This window comes from Ruegeria sp. CH6 (genome assembly GCF_056537005.1).
On sequence record NZ_JBQFQS010000004.1, the window covers coordinates 220,393 to 237,072 of the forward strand.

14 protein-coding genes are annotated in these 16,680 nt (G+C 56.3%); 3 read left to right on the plus strand and 11 right to left on the minus strand.

What is annotated here, in order from left to right; translation table 11 throughout:
- Positions 1–6 precede the first annotated feature (6 nt).
- The 9 genes from ACR0CW_RS11895 to ACR0CW_RS11935 form a co-directional block, all read right to left on the minus strand.
- Positions 7–1,278 carry an ABC transporter permease gene (locus ACR0CW_RS11895; protein WP_155148463.1) on the minus strand — a complete coding sequence of 424 codons (1,272 nt, stop codon included), beginning with the start codon at positions 1,276–1,278 and terminating at the stop codon, positions 7–9.
- Complete coding sequence (locus ACR0CW_RS11900) at positions 1,275–2,195, minus strand: ABC transporter permease (RefSeq protein ID WP_155148465.1); 921 nt, start codon at positions 2,193–2,195, stop codon at positions 1,275–1,277. The genes ACR0CW_RS11895 and ACR0CW_RS11900 overlap by 4 nt, the downstream gene beginning before the upstream one ends.
- 12 nt (positions 2,196–2,207) lie before the next feature.
- A complete protein-coding gene (locus ACR0CW_RS11905) occupies positions 2,208–3,320 on the minus strand; it encodes an ABC transporter ATP-binding protein (RefSeq protein ID WP_480787944.1) in 1,113 nt (370 codons plus the stop codon).
- 118 nt (positions 3,321–3,438) lie between these two features.
- On the minus strand, positions 3,439–4,563 hold the full coding sequence (locus ACR0CW_RS11910) for an extracellular solute-binding protein (protein ID WP_480787945.1): 1,125 nt from the start codon (positions 4,561–4,563) through the stop codon (positions 3,439–3,441).
- Between the two features lie 162 nt (positions 4,564–4,725).
- A complete protein-coding gene (locus tag ACR0CW_RS11915) occupies positions 4,726–6,690 on the minus strand; it encodes a beta-galactosidase (protein WP_480787946.1) in 1,965 nt (654 codons plus the stop codon).
- Positions 6,687–8,330 carry an amino acid ABC transporter permease gene (locus tag ACR0CW_RS11920; protein WP_480787947.1) on the minus strand — a complete coding sequence of 548 codons (1,644 nt, stop codon included), beginning with the start codon at positions 8,328–8,330 and terminating at the stop codon, positions 6,687–6,689. Before ACR0CW_RS11920 ends, ACR0CW_RS11915 begins: the two co-directional genes overlap by 4 nt.
- 67 nt (positions 8,331–8,397) lie before the next feature.
- A complete protein-coding gene (locus ACR0CW_RS11925; protein WP_480741960.1) occupies positions 8,398–9,147 on the minus strand; it encodes a basic amino acid ABC transporter substrate-binding protein in 750 nt (249 codons plus the stop codon).
- Positions 9,148–9,176: 29 nt separating this feature from the next.
- A complete protein-coding gene (locus ACR0CW_RS11930) occupies positions 9,177–10,214 on the minus strand; it encodes a LacI family transcriptional regulator (protein ID WP_480787948.1) in 1,038 nt (345 codons plus the stop codon).
- On the minus strand, positions 10,214–10,996 hold the full coding sequence (locus ACR0CW_RS11935; protein ID WP_480741962.1) for a sugar phosphate isomerase/epimerase family protein: 783 nt from the start codon (positions 10,994–10,996) through the stop codon (positions 10,214–10,216). The genes ACR0CW_RS11930 and ACR0CW_RS11935 overlap by 1 nt, the downstream gene beginning before the upstream one ends.
- 171 nt (positions 10,997–11,167) lie before the next feature.
- Between ACR0CW_RS11935 and ACR0CW_RS11940 the strand changes: the two genes are divergently transcribed.
- The 3 genes from ACR0CW_RS11940 to ACR0CW_RS11950 are packed head-to-tail and all read left to right on the plus strand — an operon-like array spanning position 11,168 to position 14,941.
- Positions 11,168–13,291: a family 1 glycosylhydrolase gene (locus ACR0CW_RS11940; RefSeq protein ID WP_480787949.1), complete on the plus strand. Its 2,124-nt coding sequence runs from the start codon at positions 11,168–11,170 to the stop codon at positions 13,289–13,291.
- A gap of 40 nt (positions 13,292–13,331) precedes the next feature.
- A complete protein-coding gene (locus ACR0CW_RS11945; protein WP_480787950.1) occupies positions 13,332–14,261 on the plus strand; it encodes a carbohydrate kinase family protein in 930 nt (309 codons plus the stop codon).
- Between the two features lie 14 nt (positions 14,262–14,275).
- A complete protein-coding gene (locus ACR0CW_RS11950) occupies positions 14,276–14,941 on the plus strand; it encodes a D-lyxose/D-mannose family sugar isomerase (protein WP_480787951.1) in 666 nt (221 codons plus the stop codon).
- 2 nt (positions 14,942–14,943) lie between these two features.
- On the opposite strand, the gene ACR0CW_RS11955 is transcribed toward ACR0CW_RS11950, so the two are convergent.
- Together ACR0CW_RS11955 and ACR0CW_RS11960 are read right to left on the minus strand one after the other, a co-directional pair.
- Positions 14,944–15,486, minus strand: coding sequence for a tetratricopeptide repeat protein (locus ACR0CW_RS11955; protein ID WP_480787952.1), 543 nt, complete (start codon positions 15,484–15,486; stop codon positions 14,944–14,946).
- Positions 15,432–16,628: a hypothetical protein gene (locus tag ACR0CW_RS11960; RefSeq protein WP_480787953.1), complete on the minus strand. Its 1,197-nt coding sequence runs from the start codon at positions 16,626–16,628 to the stop codon at positions 15,432–15,434. Before ACR0CW_RS11960 ends, ACR0CW_RS11955 begins: the two co-directional genes overlap by 55 nt.
- Positions 16,629–16,680: the final 52 nt, after the last annotated feature.

Sequence of the window (16,680 nt, forward strand, 5' to 3'; positions counted from 1 at the left end):
GTGTGCCTATTGATCGTTTTGCAGGCTGTTGGGATCAAAGACCCCGCCAAAGCCGCTGTTATTGGAGCCCGAAGGTTGCTCTTCGGTATCCGCAGCGCCTTCATCCTCTTCACCGCCCAGCGTGTTCGGCGCAAAGACGTTGCCAAAGCCGCTGTTATTTGACGGTTTCGGAGCCGACTGCTGCGCATCGCCCTGCTCGGCCTCTTCGGCTTCGCGTTGCTTGCGGCGCTCTTCACGCTGCTTGCGCAGTTCCTGAATGCGCTGTTCGGCTTCCAGTTGCTTCTGCTCTTTCACGTTGGCGATACACTGCGCGGGGTTATAGGCCGTCGCCGTGCCCACAACTGTGATCGTGGCAACCGCGAACACAACCAACAAAACCGCAGCCATGTTGCCTGCAAAAAAGCTTGGCAGCTTGATCTTGCCCGCCAGTTCTTCAACCGTGGCTTTCTTGCGCGCCGCAGCCACCAGTTCCTGACGCTTCAACTTGGCTTCGTTCAACAGCGCAAAGAACACAGTCAACGCCACGATGATGAAGGCCAGCGCAGAGATCGCAGGTGTGATGCCGTACCGGACCTTCTGGGCCAGCTCGATCGTCAGCGTCGGATATTCGCCAAAGGTGAAGGTGGTGGTGTTGTAGTTCTCGAACGAGGCGAGGAACGCCAGCACCGCAGCTGAGGCAATCGCCGGACGCATGAACGGCAGAAGGATCTTACGAAATGCCTGCGCATGAGTTGCGCCAAGATCCAGCGCCGCTTCGGTCAGGGCGATGTCGTAACGCTGCAGACGCGCCACCAGTACCAGCATGCAGTAGCTGGCGATAAAGGTGGACTGACCGATCACCGTCAGGAAAACACCGTTGGACAAGAAGCTGTCAGCACCCAGACCCAACATTCGGTTGATCCGATCCCAGAACACCAGTGTCGAGATACCCAGAACAACACCTGGGATCAGGATCGGTGCGATGATGATCGTGTAGTAGGTCGCGCGCAGCTTGGGCCAGATCTGGGTCAGCATCAGCGCCCCGGCCAGACCCATCGCTACCGACAGAACAACTGTTCCGGCACCGATGATCAGCGAGTTCTTGATACCGTTCAGAATGCGCTGATCCTGAAACAGCTCACTGAACCACTGGAAGGTCAGGCATTCCCAGGGCGACATCCTTGGGAAACCGGACGAGTTGAATGCGGTGATCGACATGATCACCAGCGGCCCCAGCAGATAGGCGAAGAAGATCGCCAGATAGACCCAGATGCTTATGCGGAGGAAGGAAGTGTTCATTTCCCGATATCCCCCATGTTCACCTTGAACAGGCGCATCATCGCCAGCACGAACAGGATACAGGTCACCAGCAGAACGATGGCGTATGCAGCACCCTGCGGCCAGTCGTTGTTGTCATTGAACTGCTGATAGATCAACTGCGTGAACCACAAGCTGGACGGCCCGCCCAGAATCTGTGGCGCGGCCAGCGCGCCGGCGCTCAGCATGAAGACCATCGTACAGCCCGAACTGATGCCAGGTTTGGCGTAGGGGATGACCACACGCCAGTGAATCCGCCACCAGGGCGCACCAAGATCACGCGCGGCCTCGATCTGGTTTCCATCCAGACTTTCGATCACGTTGTACATCGGGAAGATCATCAGCAGGATGTAGGCATAGCCCAGACCCGCATAGAGCGCGATATCGTTGCGGATGAAGTCAAACGGCGTATCAAAGATACCCAGCCCCATGAACAACGTGTTCAACACGCCTGTTTCGCCAAAGATGATCCGCAGGGCAAAGGCGCGCAGGATCTCGTTGATCCAGTAGGGGATGATCAGCATGATCGCAAAGATGCGGATATGGCTGCCCTTGGACTGACCGAGGTAATAGGCGATCGGGTAACAGATGATCAGGTTGAAGATCGTTACACAGACCGCCGCAATCAGCGTCCGGAAAAACACCCGCAAGTCGACAGCGTTATAAGATTGACTGCCCCCTTCGGGTCCGTAGATCAGGTATTTGTAGTTCTCCAGCGTATAGACGTCCTTAGGTCCACCAATCTCTGGCGGCGGCAAGTTCGGACGGAAGGAAAAGTCCAGCATCGACAACTGGGGCAGGATGATCAGGCCGATGGTCCAAAACAGGACCAAGCCCAATATCGCCAGCCCCATTCCGGTGCCGTTGCGATTGAAAAACTCCTTTAGGAAGCCTGGCATCGTGGGGCCTCCCTATTCCGCAGCCAGTTCACCCGCAGGAACGACAACCGCATTGCGGGTCTCATATTCCAGCGTGATGTTCTGCCCGGTGTGATCCTCAAAGGACTGACCCAGGTTCGGGATCGAGACCTTGATCTCTTTGCCGCCCTCACCTTCGGTGAAGATGTTGAAGACATTGCCTTCAAATTCCTCGTGGTTCACACGCGCGGTGACAAAGTGATCTCCGGCCGCACCGTCAGAAGCAATTGCAAAGGCTTCAGGGCGGATGAACATCATGGCGTCATCACCCTCTTTCATCTTGCCCTGATTGGCGGAGGAAATCCGCGCGACCAAATCACCTGAACGGTTAGTCGCGATCAGCGCTTCACTTCCCATGACTTGTTTGACCTTGCCACGGAACACATTGTTTTCGCCCACGAAAGAGGCTGCAAAAGCGGTGTTTGGATCGTTGTAAATGGTCTTGCCGTCTGCAATCTGGTCAATCACCCCTGCCCGCATGACGGCGATGTTGTCCGACATGGTCAACGCCTCGCCCTGGTCATGGGTGATGTAGATGAAAGTAATACCGACACGCTGCTGAATTTCACGCAGCTCGGTCCGCATGTGCTGGCGTAGTTTGAGGTCCAGCGCCGACAGGGGTTCGTCCAGCAGCAGAACATCGGGTTCGGCGCACAGAGCGCGGGCGATTGCCACACGCTGACGCTGACCACCTGACAATTCGCTGGGCAACTTATCGCCCTGCCCCGGAAGCGCGATCATGTCCAGCAACTCATCAGCACGCTTGCGGCGTTCGGCAGCGCTGGCGCCTTTGATTTCCATCGAGAAGGTGATGTTTTCCCAGACCTTCATCAGCGGGAACAACGCAAGGTTCTGAAAGATCAATGCGGTCGGGCGCTTGTTCGGCCCGATCCCTCTCATGTTGTTGCCGCCGATCAGAACATTGCCTTCGCTGGGCTCCAGAAAGCCCGAAACGGCGCGCAGGATGGTTGTCTTGCCACAGCCAGAGGGGCCAAGGAACGAAAAGAAATCGCCCCCATTGATGTTTACGTTCGCATCACGCACGGCGACAAAATCACCGAAGCGGATCCACAGGTTTTCCAGATCGACTCCGACCCCTGCACTCATTTTTGGTATCTCCCTGGAGCACGGCACAGGGCCGTGTCACATAACTGTCCGTTACACCGGGGCGGCGCACGGGTAGCAGCCCCCCGCGTGTTACGCGAGGGGCCCGGTTTCAAGGCGATCAGGCGCTCTTGAACTTATTGACGAACTCGGTCCGGGTTTCAGCATACCAGGGTGCTTCGGCCGGCCATGGGTTCAGGTTGGCCAGCGAGTCGCCCGGATAGGCTTCGGCAAAGTTCTTTTTGTAGGTGTCGCCCGAATACTGATCGGCACCCAGAACTGGAGAGTTATAGCCGTGGCTGTCGATTGCGACACCGGCCGGTTTGGCCTGATAGGCAAAGTCGATGAAGGCATAGACCTGATCGATATTCGCCGCGCCTGTCGGCATCGAGATACCGTCAACCCACGCCATCGCACCTTCGACAGGCGCCTGATAGTGCACAGGCTCACCGGCAGATTTCAGGGCCAGCGGCGGGCCGTCCCATGTCTGGCCGACAACCACACCTTCGTTCAGCAGACCGTTCTTCTGGGTATCCGCGTCGTTCCAGATCAGCTTGATCCGGTTCTTACGCTCGATGCACCAGTCGGCAATCTGGCCCCAGACCTTGCGCATGGTGTCTTCGTCACCATAAGCGGCCCAGACAGAACCCGGTTCCATCTCGCCGGCGCGCTCCATGTAGAGACCCGCACCCAGCATCATCGAGTGCGCACGGCCCATGGTCTTGCCAGCGTTTTCTTCCGACCACACGTCGCCATAGGACGGCGCGTCGCCTTCGGGCAGCCACAGGTCAGTACGATAGGCGATGCCTTCGGTACCCCAGATATGCGGCAGCCAGTGCGCGCCGCTGTCACCAAAGTTCCATGCCTCGGTGCCGATCTTGGCCATCGCAGGGTTCACCAGATCGATCGGAACCTTGTTCATGTCGAACGGCTGCAACAATTCCAGCGGCTCCCACTGAAGCGAACGGTTGTTGGTCGGCGAGACGATGTCAAAGCCCTGACCTTTGGTCGCCTTCATCTTGTTGATGATTTCTTCGTTCGACCCGATGCCGGTGTAGTTCACCTTGATACCGGTCAGAGTTTCGAACTCCTGAATAAAGCTGGGCGGCAGATAGTCCGACCACATCAGGATGTTGATTTCACCCGACGAAGCCAGCGCGCTCTTGCTGTAAAGTGGCGCTGCCAAAGCAGCGGCACCCGCACCCTTCAAGACCGAGCGGCGGGTAACAGATTTGGTTTTCACCATTGGTTTTCTCCCGTAGTTGGATTGTGTTGTTTTTGTTCTTTTTTAACAGCGTAGAGATTTGCGGCGCCCGCGTCAGCCCAAAAGTGACAGTTCGCGGTTTTCTTAGGTCCAGTTCGGCAGATTGCCTCGTGCTGGACCTACATCCGGCGCGCTCTGCTTAGTCTAGCTACCTCGCCAAATACAAACGCCGTAAGGGGGAACGACCTCTCCACCAACGAGAAAGGACCGTGTTTGGTCCGTTTGCAGGCGGATATCTTCATCGCCGAAATTAAATGCAAATTTCAGATCACCGCGCTGCGTAATCCGCAAATCCGGATCGCAGACAGTGAATTCGATTCCAGCCCAGGCCAAAACATCCTCTAGAATCATCCGCAAAAGCTGGCCTTGCGGCACCATTGCCAGATAAGTGGCCCGCTCGGACCTGATCACAGCAGGACTACCATCGCGATATTTGCTGACAAAGTTGGCCATAACTTCCTGTTCTGTCACAACAATTTCACGCCACCCAATGAAATCAAAGGTGGCAGCGTCGCCAAATCGAACGGCCTCCTCCGCCAACTCCGGCAATGTTTCGACGCGATTGATTCGAACCCCGGCCAGATCGGCCAGAACACCCGGAGCGAGGTTGTCCGGGGTATGCATATTCTCGGTCTTGCTGGCTGACCGGGCTCCAATCAAAAGCTTCGCCTGGCAATCCTGCAGTTTGGCCGCAAAATCCGATGTCACGATCATATTCTGCGGCAGGATCACCAGTGCATAATCCGATAGATCATCTTCGGGCCCCAGAAAATCCAGATCAACGCCGAGTTCGCGCAATGCCGCATACCATTCGCGGATGATCTGCGCGTTCGGAAACGCATCATCATGTGGCAGAATATCAGCGGCCCAGATTGACGTGTAATCCAGCACCATTGCCACCTTCGCACATGTCCGAACGGCGGGTGGTATAACCTCGCGTTCCGCTACGATCTGCGCTAGTTCCTCTGCTGCCTGATCCGGACTTCCATCAGATCGCAGAAGTGCAGTGTGAAACTGTTCCTGAGCAAACTTCGCCTGCCGCCAGCGAAAGAACATCACAGCCTGTGCACCATGGGCATAGGCTGCCCATGTCCACAGCCGCACCATTCCGTCGGCGGGCGAGGGGTTCTTTTCGGCCCAATCAACCGGCCCCGGCTGCTGTTCCAGAACCCACATCCGACCACGCCCCTGCGATCGGTAGAGATCGCAATGAAAGCCCTGATAATCCGGCGCGCCGGTTCTCAGATACCGGTGCTTTTCCTGATCAGACAGGGTTGAGCCCAGCAGATTTCCCAGCGGATAGCTGTCAAATCCCACAACATCCAGATCAGCGGCAACAGCGTGGTGGTCGAACTCGAAACTACCGGCCATAAAGTTGTGCGTGATGTCCCGTCCGGGCGCATATTCGCGCAGAATATCCACCTGCGCCTTGTTGAACAATCGAACCCGGTCGGATGAGTACCGTGCAAAGTCCAGCGCATGTGTCGGGTTCGGGTTCGCGACCAGACCATTTGGCAGTTCGATCTGATCAAAGTCAGAATACTGCGATCCCCAAAAGACCGTACCCCATGTCTGGTTGAGCGTCTCAATCGTTCCATAACGCTGTCGCAGCCAAAGACAGAACCCATGCTTTGCGGCATCGGAGTAGCTGAGCACCGTGTCGTGATCATTGTACTCATTGTCGATCTGCCACGCATGAACGTGCGGATTTTGCCCGTATCTTCGGGCGTATTCGCGCGCTATGCGACAGGCTTCTTCCAAATAGATCTCGCTGGAAAAGCAATAGTGTCTGCGTGAACCAAAACCACGAACCCGACCATCTGGTCCAACTGGCAGGATCTCGGGATGTTCATCAATCAGCCATTTTGGCGGTGCTGCGGTGGGCGTGGACATCATTACCTGCAAACCGGCCGTGCCCAGAATATCGATCACTTCGTCCAGCCAGTCCCAGTCGAAACGACCCCGCTCTGGTTCAATCAGCCCCCAGGTGAATTCAGCGATCCGAACCCAGTCCAGACCCATCGCGATCATCTGCGCCGCATCATCACGCCATTGGGACCGATCCCATTGTTCGGGGTAGTAACAAACCCCCAGTTCAAGTTTGCTCATCTTTCGTCCTTTGCGGTGCGCCGCTCGATCCATTTCAGGAAGCTGGCGCAGCCAAGCGTGATGACGACATAGAGTATTGCCGCCGTATTGAAGGGTGCGAAGGGTAGAAAGCTGGCTGCCTGAAACTCGCGCATGCGCTGGGTCATGTCGCGGACCGACAGGATCGACAGCAGCGATGTATCCTTGATCATCGCGATGAATTCGTTCCCCAAGGGCGGCGTTACGATGCGCAATGCCTGAGGCAGGATGATCAATCGTGCAGTCTGCCAGCGCGACAGGCCAAGCGAGCTGCCGGCCTCAAGCTGCCCTCTGGGAATTGCCTCAATGCCGGACCGAAAAATCTCGGCCATGTAAGCAGAATAACCGACCGAGATCGCGATGATCCCGCGGGTCATATTGGTCATGTCGATCCCGCCACCAGTCGCATCCTTGACCGCACCTGCCAGCGGCAACCCGATATAAAGGATGATCACCAGCATCGGTATGCCCCGGATCGTGTCGACAAAGAACTCGGCCCCGACAGCCAGCGGGTGCAACTTGTGCTGTGACCCTCCAATGGTAAGCGTCAGCAGCAGAAAGCCAAAAACAGCGAAAGTCAGCGCCGGATTGCGATACTTGTCCGGCAGAAAGCTCGTCTGCCAGAGAACGGGATAACCTTGCGTATGCGCCTCGACCGGGACAAAGGCGCCTGAGACACTGTCGACCGTTTCGATCTGTTCCAACGCACTTGCCGGATCCGTCGCGCTGCGGATGCGATACTGCCGTTCTTCGCCACCTTCGAATTCACCAAACCTGATGATATCTGCCTGCGCCTGCGGTGTACCACGTACGATCGCGATACGCGCTTCGGTGCTGCCGACCAGTACATAACTGACCTGCGGCTGCATGAAGAAAAAAGCCGAGATTGCCAGCAGCGCCAGACTGATCGAACCATAGGTTACGGTTGTTCGTGCCTTTGGCTTGAACGACTGTAACCCCACCCAGATCAATCCTAGGATTGCGGCAAAGATATACGCGAAAATTGCGGCCCGAAACGTAATGGCGACGCCGGTGGCAAACTGCCAATGCGCCATGAACAGCATGTAGAACAGCGCTGCGCCGGTCAGAATTTCGAACCCCAACGTAACGCGACCCCTTAGCGGATTGCGTAATCGGCCGGACGCGAGGCACAAGGCAATGACGATCGCGTAGATAGCCAAAAGCACCTGCAATCCGGTCTGCACTTGTCCGACCACTTCCGGAAACAGAACCCAGGTCTGATTTGTCCGATCAATTAGGCTCGAGGTGTTTTCGCTGAGTGCATGAAAGAACACGGATTCAGCAAAGGGCATCAACACCTGAGGCGCAACAAGTCCCAGAACGGCCAGTCCCAGCGCTGCTGGTAACGCGGCCAAAGCCGCAATTCGCAGCCAGTTTGGTGCGGTCGCGAAACGAGCATTTCGGGCACACAGATAGCCCAGCACCGCCACAGTCAGCATCAACAGAAACCCGATAAAGATTGGCCCTGCGTTGTTGCCTACCCCCAGAATCGCGATCAGCGATCTCAGGTACTTTGACGACGTGGCAAACAGGTAGATGATGAACGGGGCTGCAGCGAGCAACACAAGGTTGCTCGGGCGAATCCGGCTTAGGCGCGACATGAATTCTCTCCGCTGGGACAGGGCTCCGGCGACTGCGGCCGCCGGAGCCTATGGAAGCTTTATCGGATCAGTTCGTGCTCCAGTACTTACCGATCAGAGCATCCAGCGTTCCGTCTTCTTTGATTGCCGCCAGTCCTTCGTTGATTGCGTCAACGGTTGCGTCACCTTCCTGAAAGACGATGCCCAGCGGATCGGACTGCAGACCCGTGATACCGACGGTCAATTCGCCCGCAAACTCCTGCTCATATGCGGCGGCAGAGGTTCCATCGATGATGACGCCCTGCACGTCCGCGTTCTGCAGCGCCAGAATGGCGGCCGAGAAGTTGTCATAGAGGCTGACATTTTCACGCCCGACCAGTTCTTCGGCCAGTTGCGCGTTCGTGGTGCCAGTTTGAGCCGCCAGTTTCTGACCGCCAGCCTTGAAGTCATCCAGTGTCATAGCGGCATTGTCGACCTGCAGCAGGATCGCCTGGCTGACCACGATATAAGGCTCGGAAAAATCCATGGTTTCTTCGCGTTCCGGTGTGATCGAAACGCCAGAGATCACCAGATCGAACTCGCCCTGCTGAAGCGCGGCAAAGATGCCGTCCCAGGCGGTGTTGACGAAGTTCGGGACGCAATTGACCTTTTCGCAGATCGCATTCATCACATCCACGTCAAAGCCCACGATCTGTCCCGTTGTTTCATCAACGGTTTCCATCGGTGGGTACGTGGCGTCCGTTCCGATCTTGAGCACTCGCCCCTCCAGATCAGCGGCAAAGGCCGCAGGCGCTGTCATCGCGGCTAGCGTTGCGGCAGCAAGCAGTTTCTTGAACATGTCCGGTTTCTCCTTTGTTGGTCTGTGGTTTACGCCGCTTCCGGCGCCGGGGTGTCAGGTTGCCGCTCGATTAAGGTGGCCCTGATCTTTTTTTGAATCTCGGACGGATCAACACCGTCGAGGGATTTAAGCATGAATTCACCCAGCAGGTGGCTCGTCTCAGCAATCGGTACGTAATAGGTGCTGGGCGGTGGCACGAAATAGCGGCTGAGCTGCAGATCGTCGGTTGAGATTACGACAATATCGCGCCCGACCCGAATGCCGGTATCAGAGGCAGCCGACAACACACCAAGGGTCATCGCCTCATTCGCGCAGATGATGGCGGTTGGACGATCCGGCATCTTCATCAGGGATATGAAGCCCTGTTGGCCGGTTTTGGCTGTTGTTGGGCCGCTGAAAATAAGCGCAGGATCCTGAGACGCTCCCGCAGAAGACAAGGCGTCTGAATATCCCTGCTCCCGCTGCGCAGCATAGATCAGCTCTTGCGGCGGATTGATAAGGGCAATGCGGCGGTGACCGAGTTTCAATAAACGGACGGTCGCATCAAACGCCGCTGCCTGACTGTCAAAATCCACATAAGGATGGGGCTGGGAACTGTCGCTCATACCATAAGTGACAAAGGGGAAATCCTGTTCCTGCAAGTAAGCGATACGGGGATCATTCCGGCGAGTGCCGGAAAAGATCACCCCATCGGCCAACCCCTCACGAACGATGGATTGCAGTGTCTTCATCGACCCGTCGATATCAGCCACGCTGAACACGCTGAGCTCATACATGGATCCCCGCAGTGCATTCGAAATCCCGGCAAGGATGCGGGTGAATTCCACCCCCTCCCATTCCTCAGGTACATCTGCCGAGACGCCTACCAAAACGGCGATGCGATAGGATTTCTTGGTGCGCAGCTTCAGGCCATCCAGATTGACACGATAACCAAGTTCCTTGGCGACCCGTTGAATCTGTTCACGCGTTTCGCGTTTGACGGAATCCGTGCCGCGAAGTGCGTTTGACACCGTACCGACAGAGTATCCGGTGCGTTTGGCAATCGACTTGATCGTTGCACGGGCCATTACACGCCCTCACAAAGCTGATCAGTCAGAAACCGGCGGCCGGTTTCCATCGTACGCCGATGATCAAGCGTCTCATCATGCTCTACAAACAGGTCAGTGCAGCCAGTGTTGCCAAGCGCAGCCAGCACGGCAGGCCAGTCCACGACACCTTGCCCAAGATCGCGCCAGCATTCGTCCCCGTGCCCGGCCAGCGGATCAACGTCCTTGGCATGTACGGAAATGATGCGATCACCGTAACGCTTAATCGCTGCAGCCGGATCCAGCCCCGCCGCAACCAACCAGCCGATATCTGGCTGCCACCAGATGTTCCCTTGCGCAAGAATCAGATCCAGCGGTGTGACACCCTGATAGACTTCAAGATCGAAATCATGGTTGTGATACGCCAGCCTGACACCGTGGGCCGCCAGTTGATCCGCCCAAATGTTCAACTGGCCCGACACTGCCCTCCATCCCCTAACAGTGTCGGGCCTTGCCTCGGGCGTCAGCCAAGGCATGACAGCCACACGGCATTCCAATTCCCTGAGCAGAAAGAGAATGTCTTGAAACCGGCTTTCAAACTCCCACCACTCAAAATGAGCGGATCTTACATTCAGCCCGGATTGTCGAACCTGATCGACCATCTGCGACGGGCTGAGATCATGAAAGCCAATCGTTTCAACATCGGCAAACCCAGTGCCTGCAACCAACTCAAGCTGGGCTTTCAGATCGCCGATCTGTCGGACGGTATAAAGCTGTGCCGATATCCGCATACTGTCGCTTATGAATATTTTGAAACGTTTCAATTAGCGTGAAACATCACAACCCGACTTGTCAAGCATGTCGTTCCTACGGGCGTGTTTGTCAGAATATCCGAAATCAGAGCACTTTCTGATCAAGAGTTCATAGAACTGGAGTTTCAGTGATTGAACTGCTAGATGATAGCGCAATCATTCCAGCCCCAACAGGTTCCGAACATGAAGCTCACCCGTACTGACTTTCCCAAAGATTTCCTCTTTGGTGCGGTCGCCTCTGCCAATTCGGTTGAACATCATGTCCCGAGCATCTCTGACAGAGCTGGCGATCGCTTGGGCCACCAATCCCAGGAATTTGATCTGGTTCAGTCTATAGGGTTTGATGGCTATCGGTTCCCGATCGATTGGGCTCGGGTGCTGCCCGAGGGCAAGGGCGGGATCAATCAAGCGGGGCTAGATTCCTACGACCTTCTGGCAGATGCGCTGTTGGAGCGCGAATTACGCCCATGCGCCACGCTCTTTCAACACGATCTCCCACTCGCCATCACTGATCTTGGCGGTTGGCGCAATCCAGATGTTGCCAACTGGTTTGCTGATTTTACCGAAGTGATCATGGACCGGATCGGGGATCGTATGTACAGCGTCGCCCCAATCGGCGAGCCTGGGCACATCAGTTTGCACAGCCATATCGAAAGCTGCGAACCGTCCGGACATCCCGACATACGCGCCACTGCACGTACCATGCACCATGTGTTGCTGGCGCATGGGTGCGCTGTTCAGGCGATGCGCGGTTTGGGCATGTCCAATCTGGGTGCCATGTTCGATCTGGATTGGATCAATGCGTCGGCTGACCCTTCAGAAACAGCACCAACTGCTCTTTTCAGCAACGATTTCTACCAGCGCTTCATTCTGGGTGGTTTGTTCCTCAGGGCCTATCCCGAAACTGTGTTGGAGGAGTTGGAGCCACATTTGCCTTCAGGTTGGCAAAACGACCTGGAAACGATTGGTACTCCGATTGATTGGTATGGGCTGACCTTTGGCGCTCAGAATCAGACTACCTCATCGGATACGGCCACACATAACGGCAAAGACACTTCCGGTGCACTGTCACAGGTCCTGACCAGAATCCGCAAGGATTACACAGGTGATCTGCCGATCTATCTTACCGACAACAATGCAACGAGTCCCACGGGTCAGCGCTCCGATAGCCTGTCTCAACATCTGAACGCTACGCTGGGAGCTGTGAAGCAAAACCACCCGATCAAAGGTTGCTTTCTTGGGCCGATGGCAGATCCTGAAACCCTGAAAACCGTACTCACAAAAGTACAGCCCGTTTCCCTGCCGTTGTCTCAGCCGGCGGGCGCCATGCATGAACACTGGAACCTGGTCGCCGACATCGGCGGAACCAATACAAGGCTTGGCGTTGTCTCCAATGGCCAGCTTACCGACCTGCGGAAATACCCGACCGGAAAGCTGCCCGATTTGCTGGCAGCGCTACATGATTTGCGTGATGAGATTGGCACCGATCCACGCGCTGTTGTCGCTGCCGGGGCCGGACCGGTGAAGAACGGAACCATCCGCTTGACCAACGCCCATCTGGATTTGTCAGAGGATGAACTGGCCAAGGCAACGGGCGCTCAACATACTTACGTCATCAACGACTTCACCGCCGCTGCATGGTCGGTAGCAGAAATCACCGCCGCGGATGTCGAGGTTTTGCAGGGTGAAGCCACCCCACCCAAAGGCACGCGACTGGTCGTCGGCCCGGGCACCGGGCTTGGGGTCGGGGCGCTGCTCTATTCCGAAGGGCACTATCACACCGTTTCCGGCGAAGGTGGTCATATGGGGCTTTCCCCCCGGCATCGTGATGAAGTCGAGATCTTTGAAGCCGCCCGGCAGATCGCCCCGGAGTGTTTCTTTGACGATAGCCTGACACTCGAGGCTGAAATGTTCCTGAGCGGAACCGGACTGCCAATCCTGTATCAGGCTGTCGCAATAGCTGGTGGTGAGGCCAAAGAGAGCTTGCGAAATGCCAAGGATATTCTGCACGATGCCCGAGAGGGATTGGATGAATATGCGGTCCGGGCGGCACATATGTTTACCACCCACCTTGGCGCGATCATGGGGGATCTTGCGGTCGCACTTGTGCCCGCCGGGGGTGTGTTTCTTGTGGGCGGCGTTGCTGAGAAAAACCGCTGGCTGTTTCAGGATGACTTTCTGGCAGCCTTCAACGCAGGCGGACGGTTCGATGATCTGAGGCGTTCGATGAACCTTTACGTTTCAGAGCAAGACGAATTTGGCATTGTTGGCGCTAACAATTTCTGCAAAAATGCGCTCGCACACTAAACTCGTCACCTGAAACCCATTAGCATCAAAGGAGCCCGGCATGATCTTATGCTGCGGTGAAGCCCTGATCGACATGATCGCCGCACCTACGGTTTCAGGCGAACAAGGCTTTGTGCCTCATTCGGGCGGTGCCATCTTCAATACTGCCATCGCTTTGGGGCGCTTGGGTGTTCCGGCCGGAATGCTGACCGGTCTTTCCACGGACATGTTCGGCACTCAACTGGCCGAAGCTTTGCAGACAAGCCACGTGGATACGAGCCATGTAATTCGCTCAGATCGGCCAACGACATTGGCGTTTGTGCAGCTACAGGATGGTCAGGCACGCTATAATTTTGTTGATGAAAACACCGCCGGGCGGATGCTGCGACCTGATGATATGCCGGATCAATTGCCTGCGGTCTCCGCGCTCTATTTTGGGGGGATTAGTCTGGCCTGTGAACCCTGCGCCGATGCTTATGCGTCCTTGCTGCAGCGTCATGGGTCAGAGCGTGCTGTCATGCTGGACCCGAATATTCGACCGGGTTTCATCAAGGATCAAACCCGCTATCGCACCCGGCTGAACGCCATGATCGCACAAGCTGACATCGTGAAAGTGTCTGATGAAGATCTGGACTGGATCATCCCCGGCCCTGAAAGCCTGAATGATAAAGTTCCACTATTGCTGCAGGCCGGACCAGCGGTGGTTATCGTCACCCGTGGCAGCGAAGGCGCATCAGGTTATCTGGCCGATGGATCGGAAACATCGGTTTCTGTAAAGGCGGTTCAGGTTGTGGACACGGTTGGTGCCGGCGACACATTCAACGCTGGCGTTCTGGCCGAACTGGACCGCTCGGGCCATCTGACCAAAGCAGGTTTACGGTCTATGAAGCCGGCAGACCTGAATGCCGCGCTTACCCTTGGGGCCGAAGTGGCCGCAATCACCGTATCTCGCGCCGGGGCAAACCCGCCATGGGCGCACGAGCTCAGATAAAGACGAGACCAGAAATGAAACGATCCGAGATCAATCGCATCAAGGCCGAAGCACAGGCTTTCATCCACTCCTTTGGCGCAGTCCTGCCGCCATTTGCAGACTGGTCGCCGGATCAGATGCGCAGCAAACAGGCCGCCGGAATTCGCGAACGCAGCCTTGGCTGGGACATCACGGATTACGGGCAGGGAAAGTTCGACGAGCTGGGTCTGTTTCTGTTCACCCTGCGCAACGGCGATGAGAAAGACCTCAGCGAAGGCCGCGGTATGCTTTATGCCGAAAAACTGCTGATTTCGCGCGAAAACCAGCTGTCGCCCATGCACCGTCACATCGTCAAAGCCGAAGATATCATCAACCGTGGTGGCGGTGATCTCGTAATGGAGATCTACGCATCTGACGCGAATGGTGGGATCGATCGCGACAATCCCGTGGTTGTGCCAAGTGATGCCTGCCCAGTGACCATCCAGCCCGGAGAGCATCTGCGTCTGAAACCCGGTCAAAGCGTGACATTGATGCCCGGTATCTGGCACGCCTTTTGGGCGGAACAGGGCGATTGTCTGATCGGCGAAGTTTCAACCGTCAACGATGACCGCACCGACAACGTGTTCGAAGCTCCGATCCCTCGTTTCGCCAACATCGAAGAGGATGCCGAACCCGATTTTCTGCTGGTGGCGGACTACTAGGGTCAGCTGCCCAATCCGGCGCTGTTCAGGCTATCCATCAGCTTGCGTTTGAATGGTTCATCCAGCTGCCAGATCGAAAAAATGTCAGGTGCTTTGGCCGCGATGTCCGGCTGCAGTTCCAGTAATCTGTCCAAAGCAGTCTTAGCTTGCTGCTGGTCCCCGGCCTCGACACTCAGGGCCGCGCGCCAGAGATGTGTCCAGAAAAATCCGGGCATATCGATCCGGTCGAGTACGGTCAGAGCATCTTCGTACTCACCTTGATCGAACAGATAGAACACGCGCGGAAAATGATACCAGTGTGGGTGTACGGGGTTCAGCGCAATGGCCCGATCAACGATGGCCAGCCCCTCGACCCAATCATCTCCAAACGCCAGCCGCATCCCGTAGTGGGCCAGAACAGTCGCGTCGTTGGGATTGAGCGCAACCGCTGCCTGACCGGCCTGTTTGAACCCTTCGATATCACCCGTGACAAATCGCATGTTCGCCAACATCAGATGACCTGCGGCCAAATTGGGATCCGCCTGAATCGCTTTACGCGCAGCCATATCCGCTGACGCAAGAATTTCAGCTTGATCCCCCCGAGGTTGAACCGGATCTGCTGCAGATAAAGGTTCGACAACACAGCCCAGGCTTCGGCATAACCGGGGTCTTGTTTCACCGCATTTTGAATGCAGGCCAGTACGTCGCCATGCCGCTCAAGATTGATGGTGATCTGATAGCTGTAGTAATCCAGCACGCAATCATAGGCATCGCGATTTCCCGGCGGCGTGCGTGCAGCGGTTTGCATCGCGTCCTGCGTCAACAACCCATACTTTCCGGCCAGCTGACCAGTCACATCCCGAACAATCTGATCCTGAGCCGCATAGATCTCGCCCGGGGACTGCCCGACCGTGTAGGAGCGCACCCAGGAATAGCGCCCCTCATTCAAATCGATCAGACGTGCTGACAGGGCGACTTGATCTCCGGTTTCCAACACTGACCCTTCCAGTGCGAAATCCGCCCCGAACTCGTCCCGCAATTGTTGCGGGTCCATCTCCTGCTGGCGATACCGGCTGACAGTACCCAGCGGCAATATCCAGAGATCGCGAAACCGAACCAATTCGGTGGTCAGTTGCTGCGTAATTCCATCTGCAAGCGTTTCCTGAGCATCATCTGGTGATGTGAAGGGAAGAACAGCGATGACCGGTCCGTTGGGCAATTCTGGATCGCGCCCGGTGGCCAGAGTGATCTGAACTACCGCAAACAATATCAAACCGAGCAGCAGCCCGAAACTTGCGACCAGATATGGCCAGCGAAAACGCTGTTCGGGTTCGACGCTCGTGTTCGGATCATCCTGCGAATGGGGTTCTACGATTTCCACACGCTCAAATCGGGGTGCATATCCACCCTTTGGGATCGACAGCCGGATCGGGTCATTTCGTCCCGGGCCCGCATAATAGCCGTCAATATCCTGACGCAACCGGCGCGCCTCGAGCCGGACAACCGGATCGACCTGCTGATCAAAACTTGCGTCGCGATCAAAGACCGACATGGCGATCGAAACGCCTTTGATCTGATCCGCGCGCCCCGCCAAATACTCATCGACAACATAGGTCAGGAATGCCCGGCGTTGCGGCGTCGCGGCAAAATCCGGGTGCTTCAGTAAGCGCGAAAGCTGTTCGCGGATGTCCTGTTCCGAAATTGTCACTCGTCAGAGCCCCAACACTAAAAGCTTTTAAAACCGGTGAGTTACCGTGTGC